The organism is Halorussus lipolyticus (assembly GCF_029338375.1).
GTDB lineage: Archaea > Halobacteriota > Halobacteria > Halobacteriales > Haladaptataceae > Halorussus > Halorussus lipolyticus.
Genome location: NZ_CP119804.1, coordinates 338,238 through 355,429, shown reverse-complemented (window position 1 = coordinate 355,429; position 17,192 = coordinate 338,238). Strand labels below are relative to the sequence as shown.

Below are 17,192 nucleotides of genomic sequence, written 5' to 3'. Positions count from 1 at the left end.
GCCGACGAGCGACTGAATTGAACGCGACCGGGTGGCCCCTTCATCCACCCAAACGGCGGTCTGTTCGGCCGAGTGCGTTCCGGCAGTTGCTTCGCCGAGCGCGTCCCGGTGGTCTGTGGCACCGAGCGCCCGCGGATGCGCCCGTCGGGCGCATCCGCTCGAAAGACATCTCTGAAGGTGTTTTGAAATTGTATGGATTGCTTTAGAGAACTTATTTGATTGCTTGCCCGGTCAGTCGAGGAGCCTTCACTCCTCGTAGAACGCGCGCACCTCCTCGGCCGCTGTCTCGGCGTCCGACTCGCAGAGAGTCTGGCGGTCGTCGCCGTCCGCGAGGACGAACCCCGGCGCGGACTCGACTCGGTGACGCTGGCAGAACTCGACTGCGGCCTCGCCGTCCACGCCCGCCAGCGCCACGTCGTCGGGCACCGCACCGAGGAGCGTATCGAGGTCGTCCTTGGTCGCGTCACAGGGGTCGCAGAATCGCTTCCAGACCGAAATCAGCGCGCGCTCCTCGCTGGCGAGGAGCGATTGGGGGTCGTCGGTCACGTCCGCGAGGTCGGCCGGGACCGGCGAGTCGGGTACGACTTCCCAAATCATCCCGGCCATCGCGGCCAACTCCTCGGTTGCGGCCTCCCTATCGAGGTGCGAATCCACCGCGAGGTAGACCACGAACTCGTCTCTGGTCACGCCGCGGTCGGTCACGAGGTCGGCCGCCGACGCTCGGTCCGGCAGGCCGAACGTCGCAGAGACGGCCTCGTGAAACTCGTCGTCGGAGACGCCGACGTACGAATCGTGATAGACGGCGTGGGTGTCGTCGAACTCGTCGGTGGTCCGGACGCCCCGCTCGCCCACCGCGAGGACGCCCTCCTCGACCAGCGCGTCGAACAGGGCTTCGGTCTCGTCGGTCGGGACTGCATCGGTCTCGCCGGTCGCGGTCGTCTCGGTTGACTGGTCGCTCGATGCCTCAGACGCCGAGGTATCGGTCTCTCGTTTCGTCATCTGCTCGTAACTCGTCTGCGGTTCCTTCGAAGACGATGCTCCCTTGGTCCACCACGTAACACCGGTCGGCGATGTCCATGGCCGCGATGGCGTTCTGCTCGACCAGCAGAATCGTGGTCCCCGACTCCCTGATGCGCCGGATGGCGTCTTCCACGTCGGCGATAATCTGGGGTGCCAACCCCTCGTAGGGTTCGTCCAGCAGAAGCAGGTCGGTGTTCTGCTTGAGCGCCCGAGCGATGGCCAGCATCTGCTGTTCGCCCCCCGAGAGCGTCCCGGCCTGCTGGGACTTGCGCTCGCGGAGTCGCGGGAACTCGTCGTACACCTCGTCGGTCGTCATCCCGACGTGTTCGACCTCTACCTGCCCCAGCGACCGCCCGACCGTGTTCGACTTGTTCTCCGACACCTCCGCGAGGTGGAGGTTCTCGGCCACCGTGAGGTTCGGGAAGATGCGCCGTTCCTCCGGCACCAGCGAGAGGCCTCGCGCCGAGATGTCCTCGGGGTCCATCGCGGTGATGTCCTCGCCCTTGAACGAGATGCGCCCGTCCCGGACCTCCGGCGGTCGCGCCCCCGAAATCGACCGGAGCGTGGTGGTCTTGCCCGCGCCGTTCCGCCCGAGGAGCGAACAGACCTCGCCCTCCTCGACGTTCAGCGACACGTCCCGCAGGATGTGGCTCTCGCCGTAAAAAGCGTCCACCGCATCGAGTGTTAGCAAACTCACGCATCGACACCTCCGAGATACGCCTCTTGGACCTCGGGGTCGCCCTGAACTTCCTCTGGCGGTCCCTCGGCGATGACCGACCCGCGGTTCAGCACCACGATGCGGTCCGAGACGTTGAAGACGACCTCCATGTCGTGTTCGACCAGCAGGATGGTCAGGCCGAGTTCCTCTTTGACTTCCTCGATGAGTTCCACCGTGTCGGCGGTCTCCTCGGGCGACATCCCCGCGGTCGGTTCGTCCATCAGCAGTAGACTCGGTTCGCTCGCCAGCGCGATGCCCAACTCCAACCGGCGCTTGTCGCCGTAGGGCAGGTCCTCGGCGGTCACGTCGCGCTGGCCGAGCAGTCCCACCGCGTCCAGCGTCCGGCGGGCCAACCTGTCCACCTCGCCGTAGTTGTCCCGATGGCGCAGGAAGTTGAACCGGAACGAGCCGTGTTCGGCCGCCAGCGCCGCGATTTGGGCGTTCTCCTCGACCGTCAACTCCGGGAAGATGGAGGCGGTCTGGAAGGACCTGCTCACCCCTTTCTGGACCACCTCGTGGGGTTCGGCGTGGAGAATCGAGTCGCCCTCGAACTCGATGTCACCCTCCGTGGCGTCGAGCATCCTCGTGACGAGGTTGATGAGCGTGGACTTGCCCGCCCCGTTCGGCCCGATGACCGAGATGGACTCGCCCTCCTCGATTTCGAGGTTCACGTCGTCCACCGCCACGAGGCCGCCGAATGATTTGGTCAGGTTGTGGGTTTCGAGCAGAGCCATCACCGACCACCGCCCAGTTTTCGCAAGGCACCGCCCAAGTCCTCCAGCAGGCCCCAGATGCCCCGCGGGAACAGGACCACGACTGCGACGAACACCAGTCCCAGAATCAGGTGCCAGTAGGCCCCGAACCCGTCCATCAGGACGACTGGCTCTTGGACCAGCGTCAGGTACTCGTTCGGTCCGGTGAACGGCAGGGTCAACTGCTGAACCCCGCTGACGATGTTCTCGACGTAGAGGTAGATGCCCGCACCGAGGATGGGACCGAACAGCGACCCGACCCCGCCCAGCACGGCCATGATAACGACCTCGCCACTCGTCGTCCAGTAGAACGACGACAGCGGGACGTAGGCGCTGTAGATGGTGTAGAGACTCCCGGCGATGCCCGCGAACGCTCCGGAGATGATGAACGCCATCAGTTTGTAGCGCCAGACGTTCAGGCCCACGAACTCGGCGCGCTGGTCGTTCTCCCGAATCGCCCGGAACACCATCCCGTAGGGCGAGTGGAGGATGCGGTTGGCGACAGCCACGCAGAGGACCGCGACCCCGCCGACCAGCACGTACTTCCACGTCCCGATTAGCCAACTGATGCCGGGCACCGGATACCGGAGGTGGAAGACCCCGAACAGTTTGCCGAGTTCGACGCCGGTGAAACCGTTCTCCCCGCCGGTAATCCACGCCATCGGCGACAGCGCCATGTAGTAGGCCATCTGACCGAACGCCAGCGTCAGGATGGCGAAGTAGATGCCCCCGCGCCGGAGCGAGATGAACCCCAGTATCCACGCCGACAGCGCCGCGAACGCGGTGCCCGCGAGGATGATGAGTATCGGACTCGACGACACCTGCGCGCTGAACACCCCGGCGGCGTAGGCCGCGCCGCCCCAGAACGCGGCGTGACCGAACGACAGCAGGCCGGTGTACCCCAGCAGGAGGTTGAACCCCATGGCGAAGATGCCCCAGATGAGGATGAGGGTGGCCAAGTCCTGATACCCGCGCAGAACGCCGCTGATGACCGGGGCGCGGGCGAACAGCCACGGGAAGACCGCGACTGCGAGCGTGGTCACGCCGACCACGAACCACTCGCTTTGGCGAATTCGCTCCCACGAAGGGAGTTCGCGCCGAGTTCGCTCGACTGCAGTGCCGGTGTCCTCCGGGGCGTCCGGAGTCTCGGCGGGTTCGTCGCTCACGGCGTCACCTCCTCGGCCCCCAGTAGGCCCTGCGGTCTGGCCAGCAAGACCACGGCGGCCAGCACGTAGATGCCGACCTGCGACCACTGGGGTGCGATGGCGACCATAATCGCCAGCGTCTCGCCGATGAGGATGCCCCCGAGGACTGCCCCCGAGATGGACCCGACTCCTCCGATGACCACGACGAGGAAGGACGGGACCAGCACCTCGGTTCCGATGTTGGGGTTGACCGCGTAGAGCGGGCCGCCGACGACGCCCGCGACGCCTGCCAGCGCCGCCCCGACGCCGAACACCATCAGATAGGGCCGCGAGAGTTTGATGCCCAGCAGTTCGACCATCTCGGCGTCTCTGGTTCCGGCGCGGACGACCAGTCCGAAGTCGGTGTACTCGATGAGACCGTAGACCAGCACCACCACGGCGGCCGTAATCCCGATGATGTAGAGACGCCACTCGGGGAAGGTGCCCACGATGGGAAGGCCCACTTGTCCGCTGGCCCAACCGGGCCGGGCGAAGTTGTAGCTCTGGCCGCCGAACAGGATTTTGAAGACCTCTTGGACCACGATGGCCAACCCGAACGTCAGCAGAATCTGGTCGGTGTCGGGCCTGTCGTAGAACGGTCTGGCGACGAACCGCTCCATCGCTAATCCGACCACGAACACCAGCACCGGGACGATGAGGAGCGCGGGCAGAAAGCCCCATCCGAGGCCGAGCGTGGTGTAGCCCCAGTCGGCGAGTTTCCCGTCGGTCAGCGTGATTTCGAGGGTGATGAGCAGTCCGGCGTAGGTCCCTATCAGATAGAGCGCGCCGTGGGCGAAGTTGACGAACTTCAGCGTCCCGAGGATGATTGACAATCCGATTGCCACCAACACGTAGATTGCGCCCTGTTGGAGACCGTTCAGCAGTACCGTCACCGTCTCGGCGAGGAGACTCACGGTCTTCCCTCCGAGGACGGCGCAGTCGAGTTTCGATTCCCCACCATGTCTGTGTGGTATCCTCTCGCAAGCATAAAGGTTAGTTCCTTCATTTGAACCTGAACAGCACCCCAAAGAGGGGGTTCTCGACTACTCGTAGGGGCCGAGTTCGCACTCCCCTGCCGGACCCTCGTCGCAGGCGTAGCCCAGCGTGTCCCTCGACGTGAGATTCACGATTTCGAAGAACTGGCCCTGCTGTTGTTCGCCCTCGGGCAGTCCCTTGACGACGGGGACCGCGCGCTGGGCCTGATGGTCGCAGGCCCGCATCGTCTCTTGGCCCATCCCGATGTTGTCGTACTCGTGGTCCTCCAACTGTCTGATGACCTCCGGCGGGTAGAAGGTGCCAGCGCGCTCGACTGCCGCGGCGTACTGGAGCGTCTGGGCGTAGGCCAGTTGGGCCGGTCCCGACGGGATGCGCTCGTACTTCTCTTGGAAGGCGGAGGTGAACTGGTTCGACGGTTCGTTGTCGATTTGGGAGTCCCACGCGACGGTACCGAACACGCCTTCGATACTGCCGCCCGCGGCCTGTGCCATCGGTCGGTTGTACAGCGGGACGATGATTTCCATGTCCTCGTCCAGTCCCATCTCCTTGGCCTGACTCAGCGAGTTCGCGCCGTCGAGACCGTAGTGGTTCAGGAACAGCACGTCGGTCTCTCCTCGCGGCACCTGCGAGAGGTACGACGAGAAGTCCTTGGTGCCCAGCGGCGTGGCGACGCTGTTCATTTCGTTCCATCCGGCCTCGCCGAAGAACTGGCTCATCGAGGACTGAACCGTCTGGCCCCACGTGTAGTCGGCGTACAACTGGTAGAAGTTGTTGCTCCCGCCGTACTCGTCGGTGACGGGCGGGACGAGTGCTTGGGCACTCATGTAGGCGTTGAACATCTCCCGGAAGGAGTAGCGAACGCAGGACTTGCCCGTGGTGTCGTTCGAGTGGGTCAGACAGCACATGTAGTTGACCTTCTCGCGCTGACACAGTTCCTGAATCGCAATTGCGACCGCGCTGGAGGAGCCACCCGACAGCATGATGGCCCCGTCGCGCTGAATCATCCGGCGAGCGGTCTGTCGGGCGGTGTCGGCGTCGGTCGCGGTGTCCCCCGACACGAACTCGACCTGATTGCCCAGTACGCCGTTGCCCGTCAGGTCCGACCAGTTGTCTACCCAGCCCCCGCCGTTGTTGAGGTGTTCGACCGCGAGTCGATACGCCCGTAACTCGTCTTGGCCCTCCGACGAGTACGGTCCGGACTGTGGAACCGTGAACCCGAAGGTCGGATTGCCCTGAATCGGGAAGTTCCCGATGGGTGGATTCTCCTGTGCGCTCGCACTTCCCGCGACCCCCAGTCCCGCCAAGCCGGTGGCTCCTGCCATCTTCACCACGTCTCGGCGCGACACGTCCGCTTTTTCTCTCCGTGCCATGCTATCAAGCCACGCGAACATCATTAATAATTATACGGGAATATTCCGGCTTCCGAGTCGTAAAATATCGGGGAAATCGAAGGATAGCGAAAATTTGACGCCGAATCCTCGCAGTATTTGCCGGAGGTCGAAGCCTGTCCCGGCTTCAACATTTTCCGTCGGGAGTCGGCCCGCGGGCGGCGGTAATCGACGGACGACCGACGGTAATCGAGATTACAGCGCGTCGGCGAGCGCGGACAGCGACTCGACGGTCAGGTCCGCGTCGCCGCCGACCTCCTCGGCGGGTTCGCGCGACCGGTTGACCCACGCCGTCGCCATCCCGGCGCTACTCGCTCCGGCCACGTCCCACGGGTTCGAGGAGACCAGCCGACAGCCTCCCAATTCGCGGTCGAAGCGGTCGGCCGCGTTGCGGTAGACCGCCGGGTCGGGCTTGAACGTCCGGACCTCGTGGGCGCTCACGACCGCATCGAGGTGGTCGGCGAGGCCAGCGTTCTCCGCCATCGTCTCCAGCATCTCGGGGTTGCCGTTCGAGAGGACCGCCACGGTGTACTCCTCGCCGAGGCGGTCGAGTGCGTCCGCGGCGTCGGGGTAGGGGTCCAACTCGTCGTAGGCGGCGACGATTCGCTCGCGGGCGTCCTCGGCGGGATTCAGGTCGTAGAAGTTCAGCGTGTAGTCGAGGGCCTGCTCCGTGACCTCCGAGAAGGGCGCGTAGTCGTCCATCAGCGCGACCTGCTGGGCGTACCGGAGTTGGGTCCGCCGCCAGAGGGCGTCCACGTCGGCGACGAAGCCGTCGGCCACGTCTAAGTGTTCGCCGAGCGCCGCGGTGACGGTGCTGGTGTCGCAGAGCGTGCCGTACATGTCGAAACAGAGGACATCGTCGATTGATTCGCTGTTGGTCATAGTCCCACTACATTACCCCGACCTCGGCCTTCATCCTTCGCCTCGCAGAATCGGTCCCTTCTATCGTTTGTTAAGTAAACGATGGTTTCAGCCCCTCGACTAAGTATCTTTTGTCTCTTTGAACACCCTCTTTCTTTTAGATATTCAAAATCAATTGAACGACACAATTATTGTATTTCAGTGGCAAGTATTCTTATGCACGAAAATTTATCTATTGAGGAGGGTTTCGATGTTCGCAGGGAAGCAAAGGAACTAGGATGTAATACGGATGCCGACATTGCATTTGTCCCGTTAGGTCTTGCCGGAGCAGAGTCTAAGGAGGAATTATCATATCACGACACTACAGAAACGGTAGAAAAACTAGCTGAGCAAGAAGATCTAGAACTAGATACCTTCATTGATTCTGGCGATACTGACACAACGAAATTAAAGAGTACGGAGCTTTTCCTTGGAGGTTTATTTGTGACGGTTGAATTCTTAAGACATAATTTTAGTGATGTGGCAACATTAATTAATATAGTACACGAGCACTATTCAAGAGTCGCAATTGACGGTGAGGCTCAAATGTCTGTGATGGTGGAGGAAGATGGAGAGGTAACCCGGATAGAATATGATGGGCCAATAGAGGGGATAGACTCTGTACTGGACCAATTAGAAGAAATGAAAAACGATGATTAATACAGTTCCCATACCAATGCAACCCCAAACTTCTGACTTACTACAAGCGATGGATGACTTATCTACGAATGTTTTAGATGTGAATAACTTATCTCGAAGCGTTGAGAAACGTAATACCGTAACCTCACAGATTGAGGAGATGCTTTCTGTCGCTAAAAGGTATAAACAGGAAGTAAAGAACTCAGACGCTCCATGTAAATGCGCAAATAGAATTCTCTCCATAGAGCTTACTTTAGAATGCTGGAAACACGAATTAACAATGTGGAATGATTTAAGAGAAGAACAGTGGGAATCGGCTTGGGAAAACATGGTACGCGCCCAGCTAAATGCGCAGAGAGCAGTTCAAGCAGACAAATTAGGGGAGAAATTTGGAATGAAAAACTACCACAAGCGTCTAAATTCGGTAGAAACACTACTTTTTCCTGACCAACTGTTTACCAGTCCCGGTATGAAAACGGGGACAGCTATATGCTCTATATGCGATAGTGAATACTCTGAGTGTTCGCATATCAAAAATAGGGCATACAATGGAGAAATATGTTTCACAGAAATAACAGATATCACAGAGGTAGACCATATAGCCATTGTCGAAGACCCAGCAAATAAACTTCAGAGAATCACTCCATTAGAATAATATTCCCCATATTTTAATAATTATGTTTAACACTAAGCTAGTTTTTAACTCCGATTCCATTGGGCTTCCTTCCGGTGGCTCCTACGACCAGACGGTACTGAGGAAATCCCAAACACAAAACAGTTATCCCTGCCCGACCATCCGGTCTTCGTCCTCCCACTCGCGCTCGCGGAGTTCGTACTTCTGAATCTTGCCGGTCGCCGTCGAGGGCAGGTCTTCCACGAACTCGACGCGCTTGACCGCCTTGTAGGAGGCCATGTGTTCCTCGGTGAACTCCCGAATCTCCTGTTCGGTCACGCCGGGGTCCTCGGGGTCCCCGGAGGCCGGGACGACGAACGCCTTGGGCGTCTCGCCCCATCGCTCGCTCGGCGCGGGGATGACCGCCACGTCCGACACCGCGTCGTGTTCGAACAGGGTGTCCTCGATTTCGATGCTGGAGATGTTCTCGCCGCCCGAGATGATGATGTCCTTCTTGCGGTCCTGAATCGAGACCATGCCGTGTTCGTCCACCACCGCGAGGTCCCCGGTGTGGTACCACCCCTCTCTGCGCTCCGAGAAGGCCGCCTCGGTGGCCTCCGGTTTCTCCCAGTAGCCCTCCATGACCTGATTGCCCCGGACCACGATTTCGCCGAGTGAGGCGTTGTCGCGGGGCACCTCGTCGCCGTCCTCGTCCACCACCGCAACCTCGGTCCCGAGGTAGGGGATGCCCTGTCGTTTTTTGAGAGCGAATCGCTCCTCGCCTTCGGGAAGGAGCCTTCGGGCGTCGGAGGTGGTGATGAGCGGGCCGGTCTCGGTCGCGCCGTAGACGTGCTTGAGATACCACCCGAACTCGTCTTCGACCGTCCGGATGGTGGCCTCGGGCGGGGCCGACCCCGCGGTGGCGATGCGGACCTCGTTGTCGCCCTCGGTCTCGGGGTCGGTCTCCTCGTAGTAGTCGATGAGGAGGTTCAACACGGTCGGGGCACCGCAGAGGTACGACACGTCCTCCTCGACCACCACGTCGAAGATTTCGGCGGCGTTGACGCCGCGAGCGCAGACGTGCTTGGCTCCCATCCCGGTGATGGCGTAGATGTGACCCCACCCGTTGACGTGGAACATCGGGAGCGTCCAGAGGTACACGTCGTCGTCCCGAATCTCTTGGTGAACGGTAATCAGGTAGGCGTGGAGGGTCTCGGTCCGGTGGGTCCGCATCACGCCCTTCGGGTCGCCCGTGGTCCCGGAGGTGTAGTTGATGGTGATAACTTCGCCCTCGTCCATCGGGGGTCGCTCGTAGTCGTCGGCGTCTGCGCTCCGAATCACCTCGTCGAAGTCCTCCCAGTCGCCCTCGGTCGCGTCCGTGTCGTTCGAGATGAACACCTCGGTCGAGACTGAATCCCGGACCGCCTCGATTTTCTCGGCGTACTCGTAGTCGGCGATAACGGCGTCCACTCCGGCGTCGTTCAGGATGTACTCGTAGTCGTCGGGCGTCAACCGGTAGTTCAGCGGCGTGTGGACCGCCCCCAACTGCATGATGCCGTAGGCCGCTATCAGTTGGTAGTGGGTGTTGGGGTCCAGCACGGCCACTCGGTCGCCCTTCTCGATACCCCGGTCGGCCAGCGCAGACGAGAGTCGGTCGGCGCGCTCGCCGAACTCGTCGTAGGTGTACCGCTCGCCGGTGGTCGCCACGATGGCCTCTTGGTCGCCGTAGTGGTCTCGCGCCCGGTCCAGAAAGTCGGTCACGAGCAGGGGTTTGTGCATACTGGAATTGTCTGTGACTTTCATGATATACGTTCTGGTGGGTGCAAAGCTTAGCGGGGAAAAATTTAGGACAGGGCGAGTAATTGCTATCGAATCGGAAAATCGGCTATCTCCTCGCCCACCAACTATTCCCGCGGAAACGTCGTAGCCTTCCGCGTGAGCATCAAGCAATCCATGCGGGACATCGACCGGGCGGTCAAGGACGCTCTCGGCTCTCACGAGCAGTACGAATCCAAGAAAGAGGGCCGGTCCCAGCGCCGCGCCTACCAGAAGTCCATCGAGGAGGTCCGCGAAGTCGCGGGCAAGACCGAGGCCCAGCGACTGGCGACGTGGATAGAGACGACGATTCGGGACGACAAGAAACTCCCGTCGAGTCGAAAGGTGCGGAAGAAGGGCGCGGAAATCTGCCGCGACGTGGGCGAACCGGTCTCCACGAACGACTGGCTTGGGTCGTGAGACGGGGTTTTGGCTCGGTGAGTTTGCAGTCGCTGGAAGGGTAGACCAGAGCGTCGAGAACGGATTTTCGAGAGTGATTTAGAAAGCCCCCGGTCGCTCGCTGTCGCTCCGCGGGATATTCGCGGCTCTCCACACTGCCCGCCGCGAATAGTGGCCCGCGGAGACGACCAAGCGTTGCGCGAGCGACCGGCCCCTTTCAGTCCACCCAGACTGTGGATAGTGCCACCGGGCGCACTCTGGTGGAATGTTTCACTGGGCGCGTCCCGGTGGGAGGTTCACCGAGCGTTCGCCCGTGGTCTGTCGCACCGAGCGCGCCCCGGCAGTCGCCGCCCTCAGTCTCCGCCGACCTTCTGCTGAATGTCCTCGACCACGTCGGGATTCCGGAGGGTCGAGGTGTCGCCTAACTCCGCGCCGTTGGCGATGTCTTCGAGGAGTCTGCGCATGATTTTGCCCGAGCGCGTCTTGGGGAGTTCGGGCGTGAACACGACCGCCTCGGGGCGAGCGATGGGGCCGATGGCGTCCTCGACGCCCTCCTCGATTCGCTCGCGCAGTTGCGCGTCGCCCTCGTAGCCGTCCTCGGTGATGACGTAGGCGTAGACCGCCTCGCCCTTCACGTCGTGGTGGCCGCCCACGACCGCGGCCTCGGCGACCCCTTCGACGCCGACGATTGCCGATTCTATCTCCATCGTGCCGAGGCGGTGGCCCGAGACGTTCAGCACGTCGTCAACTCGGCCCAGCACCGTGATGTAGCCGTCCTCGTCTATCTTCGCGCCGTCCTCCGGGAAGTACACCCAGTCCTCGGGGTCGTCGGAATCGGTGTCCGAGTACTCCGCCCAGTACTCTTGGACGTACCGCTCGTCGTTGTTGTAGAGGGTCCGGAGCATCCCCGGCCACGGTTTCTGGACCGTGAGGTAGCCCGCCTGTCCGGCATCGACCTCCTCGCCGTTGGCGTCCACGACCTGCGCGTCAACCCCCGGCAAGGGCGGCCCGGCGGAACCGGGTTTCATCGTCTTGACGCCCGGCAGAGTCGTGACCATCATACCGCCGGTCTCGGTCTGCCACCACGTGTCCACGATAGGGCAAGACTCGTCACCGATGTTGGTGTAGTACCACTTCCACGCTCGGGGGTTGATGGGTTCGCCGACAGTCCCCAGCAAGCGCAGACTCGACAGGTCGTGCTGGTTCGGGTAGTCGTCGCCCCACTTCATGAACGCCCGAATCGCAGTCGGCGCGGTGTAGAGTTGGGTGGCCTCGTACTCCTCGATGATTTCCCAGAGGCGGTCGCGTTCCGGGTGGTCGGGCGTTCCCTCGTACATCATGGTCGTCGTGCCGAGGGCGAGGGGACCGTAAACGATGTAGGAGTGGCCGGTAATCCACCCGATGTCGGCCGAGCAGAAGTAGGTGTCCTCGGGCTTGATGTCCAGCACCGCTTGGGAGGTCCACGCCGTCCACGCGAGATAGCCCCCGGTCGTATGTTTCACGCCTTTCGGTTGTCCCGTGGTCCCCGAGGTGTACATCAAAAACAGCATGTCCTCGGCGTCACGCGAGACCGGTTCGACCTCCGCGCCGGATTGGTCGTCCACGAGGCCCTGATAGTCGTGTTCGTTCGATTCGAGGTCGTGGCCGTGCCCGTGTTCGCCGAGGCGGTCTACGACCACCACGTCCGACACCTCGTGGCTCACGTCGTTCAGCCCCTCGCGGGTCTTCTCGTAGTGGTCGAGGGGGTCGCCGCGCCGGAAGTACCCGTTCGCAGTCACGAGGTACTCGGAGTCGGCAGACTCCATCCGGGTGGCGAGTGCTTCCGCGGAGAAGCCAGCGAACACGACCGAGTGCGGAGCGCCGATGCGAGCGCAGGCCAACATGGCGATTGGCAACTCCGGAATCATCGGCATGTACATCGTCACCACGTCGTCCTCGCCGACGCCCATCTCGCGGAGCGCCTCTGCGAACTCGTTGACCTCGCGGTGGAGTTCCGCGTAGGTGTAAGTCCGGTTGTCCTCGTCGGTGGGTTCGCCGACCCACTCGATTGCGGCCTCGTCGCCTCGGTCTTCGAGGTGGCGGTCCAGACAGTTGGCGGAAGCGTTCAACTCGCCGCCGGTGAACCACTCGTAAAAGGGCGGGTTCGAGTCGTCCAGCACCGTGTCGTACTCTTTCTCCCAGTCCAAGAGTTCTGCCGCCCGCTCCCAGCAGTCGGGCCAGTCCTCCTCGAACTCGTCGTAGATGGAGTCGTCGGAGACGTTCGCCTGCGACACGAACTCCTCGGGTGGCTCGAACTCGTCTTGCTCCTCGAGCCGTGCTTCGAGTTCGGCGGTATCTTCGGGCATACGTTCGTTATACTACTCACTCAGGAGAGCAATAAAGGTTGGCGCGAGTTAACACGCCTGTACCCGGAGCAAGCGCCGCGTTCCCGACCGCAGGCTGTAGTATTCGGTGAGTAGGTTCTACCTACACTGAGTCCTCTCGGGGGAACTCGTCAGTTGAGCGCGTCCACTTCGTCGGTCAGGTCCTCGGGACCGTCAACCGGGCCGTTGACGAACAAGCCGTGGGCGATGACGAGCGCGGCGGCCACCCCCGCGACGGTCACGGCGGTCGGAAGCGCCAGCGGCGTGAGGACGCCGACACCAGCGCCGAGGCCCATCGTGGCGAAGATGGAGACCAGCACGAGGTCGTAGTACTGTACGGTGTAGCCCATGAGAATAGCTCACGTGTCGCCGCCGGAAGTAAGTTCGGAGACGCTACCCGCGAAAGACGCCAACTCGGAGAGTCGGCGCGGTCCGTCCGCTCAGTACGAGTTCACGAGGTCGATGAAGTAGCTCCAGTCCCAGTTGTCGCCGGGGTCGGTATGGGTGCTACCCGGAACTTGGTCGTGGCCGATGATGCCACCGGTCGTGTTGTCTCCCGCGTCGGTGGGGACCCACGTAGCGCGTTGCTTCGGGATGTCGTACTGCTCGCAGAGGTAGGCAACGAGGTCGGCCGACTTGCGGTACTGGGCGTCCTCGTAGGTGCCGCTGACGTAGCCGCCGTGTTCGATGCCGATGGAGGCCTCGTTGTAGCTCCAGTCGCCGGCGTGCCAGCCGATGTTGAGTTCCGAGAGGCTCTGATAGAGGTAGCCGTCCTCAGCGACGGTGAAGTGGGCGCTCACGTCCGCGTCGGGGTCTTGGAACCAGTTGACTGCGCTACTGGCCGACCCTTGAACCGTGTGGACGATAATCCAGTTGATGTCGCTCGCACCGCGGTTGGCGCTCGTGTAGTTGCTGGAGTCGGCGGGTACCCAATCGACCGCGGGCATGTCCGCCGCGGCGGAACCCGACAGGGCCGCGGTCCCGGCGATTCCTGTTGTACTTACTGCACCGAGCTTCTTGAGGAAGTTTCGTCTCGAACTCATCTGCAATAAATTCAGACGTACTAATCACTAATATAACTTTTCTAGTTTATATTACACTCTGGAAAATATGGGCGGGAGCGGAGACCAACGCCGAGCGACTCGCGCTCGACCGACTTACGCCAAACTCACCGTCTCCTGATAGCTCCCGTACTCGGCCTCGAAGACCTTCATAATCTCGCCCATCGTGGCGTAGGCCTTCACCGCGTCGATGATGGCGGGCATCACGTTCTCGTCGTTGTCGATGGCATCCTGCAGGTCGTCCAAGGCGGCCTCGACTTCGGCGTCGTCGCGCTCCTCCTTGACCTCCGAGAGGCGGTCGAGTTGTCGGTCTTGGACTTCTTCGTCCACTTCGAGGATGTCCGGCTTGGTGTCCTCGTCCATCTCGTACTTGTTGACGCCGACGACGGTCTCTTTGCCCTCCTCGACGCGCTCTTGGTACTCGTAGGAGGCGTCCTGAATCTCGCGGTGGAAGTAGCCCTGCTCGATGCCTTCCAGCACGCCGTCACGGACCGACCCGTCGCCCATCTCCTTGATTTCCTCGATGTAGGCCATCGCCTTCTCCTCGGTCTCGTCGGTGAGGCTCTCGACCGCGAACGACCCACCGAGAGGGTCCACGATGTCGGCCGCGCCGGACTCCTCGGCGATGATTTGCTGGGTCCGCAGGGCAACTCGGACGGCCTCCTCGGAGGGGAGCGCGAGGGCCTCGTCGAAGCTGTTGGTGTGGAGACTCTGGGTCCCGCCCAGCACGCCCGCGAGGGCCTGAATCGTCACCCGAACGATGTTGTTCATCGGCTGTTGGGCGGTCAGGCTCTGGCCCGCGGTCTGGGTGTGGAATTTGAGTTGCTTGCTCGCGTCCTTCTCGGCACCGTACCACTCGTCCATCACGTTGGCGTAGATTCGACGGGCCGCGCGGAACTTGGCGACCTCCTCGAAGATGGAGTTGTGGGAGTTGAAGAAAAAGGAGAGTTGCGGGCCGAAGTCGTCCACGTCCATCCCGCGGTCGAGACAGTCCTCGACGTAGGCGAAGCCGTCTGCGAGGGTGAACGCGAGTTCTTGGACCGCCGTGGAACCGGCCTCTCGAATGTGGTAACCCGAGATGGAGACCGGCTTGATTTTGGGCGTCTCCTCGACCGCAAACTCGATGGTGTCGGTCACGATGTCCAGCGAGGGTTCGGGCGGGATGACCCACTCCTTCTGGGCGATGAACTCCTTGAGCATGTCGTTCTGGAGCGTGCCCCGAATCTCCTCGCGCGGGACGCCCTGCTGGTCGGCCAGCGCGATGTACATCGCGTAGATGACCGGCGCGGAGGGGTTGATGGTAAAGGAAGTGGAGACCTCGCCGAGGTCGATGCCGTCGAACAGGATTTCCATGTCCTTGAGGGTGTCAACCGCCACGCCCTCCTTGCCGACCTCGCCGTCCGAGAGGGGGTCGTCCGAATCCTTCCCCATCAGCGAGGGCATGTCGAACGCCGTCGAGAGACCGGTCTGGCCGTTCTCGATGAGGTAGTGGAACCGCTCGTTGGTCTCCTCGGCGGTGCCGAACCCGGCGAACTGGCGCATGGTCCACGTCCGACCGCGGTACATGGTCGGGTACGGGCCTCGGGTGTACGGCTCCTCGCCGGGGAAACCGACCTCCTCGTCGTAATCGAGGTCGGCCACGTCGCCGGGGGTGTAGAGGCGGTCCACTTCGAGGTTCGAGACCGTGGCGAACCGGTCTTTGCGCTCGCCGTAAGCGTCGAGGACCGAGCCGAGTGTGTCTTCTTCCCACTCCTCCTTCGCGTCGCGTATCTCCGCGAGGTCGTCCTCGTCGTACATACTCGTAATAATTGCCGGACTGTCCATTAAGATTCCGCAACCCGCTTCGGTAGGTAGAGTACGCGGCTTCCACTTGGTCGAACTCCACGACAAGCACCGTAGCTATCGTGTCTTCTTAGAAAGCCCCCGCCCGGTCGCGGTCGCTGAGCGACATATCCCCCGCTCGCTGACGCTCGCTCCGGATAGTGGTCGCTCAGCCGACCATGCAAGCGCGACCGGGCGGCCCCTTTCAGTCCACCGGCGGACAAACCGCGTCCGCCGAGCCTGCGCTCACTTCGTTCACGCAGACACCCAGACAATCGATTGGTCAGTCGGCTATCGCGCGTCGAATAGAGAACGTAGCGCGTCTGTTATTGGAGTCGTTTCGTCGTCTCGACGAGGGGATGGCGGGCGTAGTCCACGACCTTCACGTCGTCCAGCGTCTCCAAGCCCTCCTTCTGGGCGGTCTTCTGCATGCCGAGTTCCACGTCGTCGTCCACGAGGATGACGTAGGCGTCCATGTCCTCGACGTCGATTTTGTCCGCGGCCATCACGCGGTGGTGGCCGTCGGCCAGAAGCAAGTCGCTCTCGTCGCTTCGAGGAGCGCAGTCGATGACCACTAGCGGTTCGGCCAGTCCGCGTTCCAGTTCGTAGATTCGACCCTCCAGTTCGTCGGCGTAGACCTTGCCCTGCGTGGGCGTGAGGTCCGCGAGCGACACTTCTCTGCGGGTCTGCTCGACCTTCGTGTCGTGGATGGATTCGAGGGTCCGCATGAGCTTGCCGACCTTCTCGGGAGTCGCACGCTCGATTTGGGAGCGAATGACATCCGTGTTCGAGATGATGCCAACGAGGTTGCCCGCGTCGTCCACGACCGGTAGCTTCTGGATGCCCGACCGGAGGATGACGCGCGCGGCGTCGTTCACGTCCATGTCGGGGTGAGCCACGATGAGGTCTTGGCTCATCACCTTGAAAATCGGCTCCTCGTCGTCGGCCAGAAGCAGGTCGCGGGCGTTGACGAACCCCTCGACGCGCCGTCCGTCGCAGACGGGATAGCCGTTGTGTTCGTCGCTCTCGGCGATGCGTCGGGCCACCTCCCTGACGGTCGCGTCGGGCGATACCGTCGCCACATCGCGGGTCATGTAGTCTTTGACCTTGGCCTTGCCGTCGGCAGTCCCGCCGTCCGCTGCCGCCACGTCCATGCACGAATGGATGCGGTCGCCCGTGAAAAGGCTTCCCGCTTCATCTTCCTGATACGAGGAGTTCGAGGCTGGTGAGTTCGAACGAGAGACTCGGGGACGGGATTGATTTCGGGACGCGGTAGATAGCGGCCCGGCGGAAGATGAAACCGAGGAGGAATCGCCGGTAGTTTCTGGGTGACTCAGAGCTATCTACTCCCGAAGCCGAGGCGTCACCGCACCCGCACCGCTACCGCACCTCGTCCTCCCCAACCGATTGCGTTGTCTGCGAACGACGTTCGCAGATCAGCGAGACGCGAGCGTCTCGCAAGCCTCGGCCTGACGGCCTGCGCTACTCATCCCTCGCACGCGGCGCGACGCGGGAGCGTCGCG

At 62.0% G+C, this 17,192-nt stretch carries 16 protein-coding genes; 3 read left to right on the top strand and 13 right to left on the bottom strand.

What is annotated here, in order from left to right; all coding sequences use genetic code 11:
* Window positions 1–246: 246 nt before the first annotated feature.
* From P2T57_RS01825 to P2T57_RS01795, 7 genes are all read right to left on the bottom strand, one after another.
* Window positions 247–999, bottom strand: coding sequence for a thioredoxin domain-containing protein (locus P2T57_RS01825; RefSeq protein ID WP_276300771.1), 753 nt, complete (start codon window positions 997–999; stop codon window positions 247–249).
* A complete protein-coding gene (locus P2T57_RS01820; protein WP_276300770.1) occupies window positions 965–1,717 on the bottom strand; it encodes an ABC transporter ATP-binding protein in 753 nt (250 codons plus the stop codon). The genes P2T57_RS01825 and P2T57_RS01820 overlap by 35 nt, the downstream gene beginning before the upstream one ends.
* Window positions 1,714–2,472 carry an ABC transporter ATP-binding protein gene (locus tag P2T57_RS01815; RefSeq protein ID WP_276300769.1) on the bottom strand — a complete coding sequence of 253 codons (759 nt, stop codon included), beginning with the start codon at window positions 2,470–2,472 and terminating at the stop codon, window positions 1,714–1,716. Before P2T57_RS01815 ends, P2T57_RS01820 begins: the two co-directional genes overlap by 4 nt.
* Window positions 2,472–3,656, bottom strand: coding sequence for a branched-chain amino acid ABC transporter permease (locus P2T57_RS01810; protein WP_276300768.1), 1,185 nt, complete (start codon window positions 3,654–3,656; stop codon window positions 2,472–2,474). The genes P2T57_RS01815 and P2T57_RS01810 overlap by 1 nt, the downstream gene beginning before the upstream one ends.
* Window positions 3,653–4,588, bottom strand: coding sequence for a branched-chain amino acid ABC transporter permease (locus P2T57_RS01805; RefSeq protein ID WP_276300767.1), 936 nt, complete (start codon window positions 4,586–4,588; stop codon window positions 3,653–3,655). Before P2T57_RS01805 ends, P2T57_RS01810 begins: the two co-directional genes overlap by 4 nt.
* A 129-nt stretch (window positions 4,589–4,717) precedes the next feature.
* Window positions 4,718–6,040 carry a substrate-binding protein gene (locus tag P2T57_RS01800; RefSeq protein ID WP_276300766.1) on the bottom strand — a complete coding sequence of 441 codons (1,323 nt, stop codon included), beginning with the start codon at window positions 6,038–6,040 and terminating at the stop codon, window positions 4,718–4,720.
* Between the two features lie 213 nt (window positions 6,041–6,253).
* Window positions 6,254–6,940 carry a haloacid dehalogenase type II gene (locus P2T57_RS01795; protein ID WP_276300765.1) on the bottom strand — a complete coding sequence of 229 codons (687 nt, stop codon included), beginning with the start codon at window positions 6,938–6,940 and terminating at the stop codon, window positions 6,254–6,256.
* Between the two features lie 195 nt (window positions 6,941–7,135).
* Between P2T57_RS01795 and P2T57_RS01790 the strand changes: the two genes are divergently transcribed.
* Both P2T57_RS01790 and P2T57_RS01785 read left to right on the top strand, forming a co-directional pair.
* Window positions 7,136–7,618, top strand: a complete 483-nt coding sequence (locus P2T57_RS01790) for a hypothetical protein (protein WP_276300764.1) — start codon at window positions 7,136–7,138, stop codon at window positions 7,616–7,618.
* Window positions 7,619–7,634: 16 nt separating this feature from the next.
* Window positions 7,635–8,252: a hypothetical protein gene (locus P2T57_RS01785; protein WP_276300763.1), complete on the top strand. Its 618-nt coding sequence runs from the start codon at window positions 7,635–7,637 to the stop codon at window positions 8,250–8,252.
* Between the two features lie 123 nt (window positions 8,253–8,375).
* Here P2T57_RS01785 and P2T57_RS01780 read toward each other — a convergent pair whose 3' ends face one another.
* Window positions 8,376–9,989 (bottom strand): long-chain-fatty-acid--CoA ligase, encoded by a 1,614-nt coding sequence (locus tag P2T57_RS01780; protein WP_276300762.1) that lies wholly within the window; start codon window positions 9,987–9,989, stop codon window positions 8,376–8,378.
* A 156-nt stretch (window positions 9,990–10,145) separates the two neighbouring features.
* Here P2T57_RS01780 and P2T57_RS01775 point away from each other — a divergent pair, with 156 nt between their 5' ends.
* Window positions 10,146–10,445, top strand: a complete 300-nt coding sequence (locus P2T57_RS01775; RefSeq protein WP_276300761.1) for a hypothetical protein — start codon at window positions 10,146–10,148, stop codon at window positions 10,443–10,445.
* Between the two features lie 332 nt (window positions 10,446–10,777).
* Here the strand turns inward: P2T57_RS01775 and acs are convergent, their stop codons facing one another.
* The 5 genes from acs to P2T57_RS01750 all read right to left on the bottom strand — a co-directional run bounded on the left by acs (window position 10,778) and on the right by P2T57_RS01750 (window position 16,823).
* The gene (gene acs / locus P2T57_RS01770) at window positions 10,778–12,769 is read right to left on the bottom strand and encodes an acetate--CoA ligase (protein WP_276300760.1); all 1,992 of its coding nucleotides are present in this window, start codon (window positions 12,767–12,769) and stop codon (window positions 10,778–10,780) included.
* 149 nt (window positions 12,770–12,918) lie between these two features.
* On the bottom strand, window positions 12,919–13,137 hold the full coding sequence (locus tag P2T57_RS01765; protein WP_276300759.1) for a DUF8015 family protein: 219 nt from the start codon (window positions 13,135–13,137) through the stop codon (window positions 12,919–12,921).
* A 90-nt stretch (window positions 13,138–13,227) separates the two neighbouring features.
* On the bottom strand, window positions 13,228–13,830 hold the full coding sequence (locus P2T57_RS01760) for an N-acetylmuramoyl-L-alanine amidase (RefSeq protein ID WP_276300758.1): 603 nt from the start codon (window positions 13,828–13,830) through the stop codon (window positions 13,228–13,230).
* Window positions 13,831–13,944: 114 nt separating this feature from the next.
* Window positions 13,945–15,645, bottom strand: a complete 1,701-nt coding sequence (locus P2T57_RS01755; RefSeq protein ID WP_276300757.1) for an acyl-CoA mutase large subunit family protein — start codon at window positions 15,643–15,645, stop codon at window positions 13,945–13,947.
* A 350-nt stretch (window positions 15,646–15,995) separates the two neighbouring features.
* Window positions 15,996–16,823 (bottom strand): CBS pair associated ParBc domain-containing protein, encoded by an 828-nt coding sequence (locus tag P2T57_RS01750; protein ID WP_276300756.1) that lies wholly within the window; start codon window positions 16,821–16,823, stop codon window positions 15,996–15,998.
* Between the last annotated feature and the right edge of the window lie 369 nt (window positions 16,824–17,192).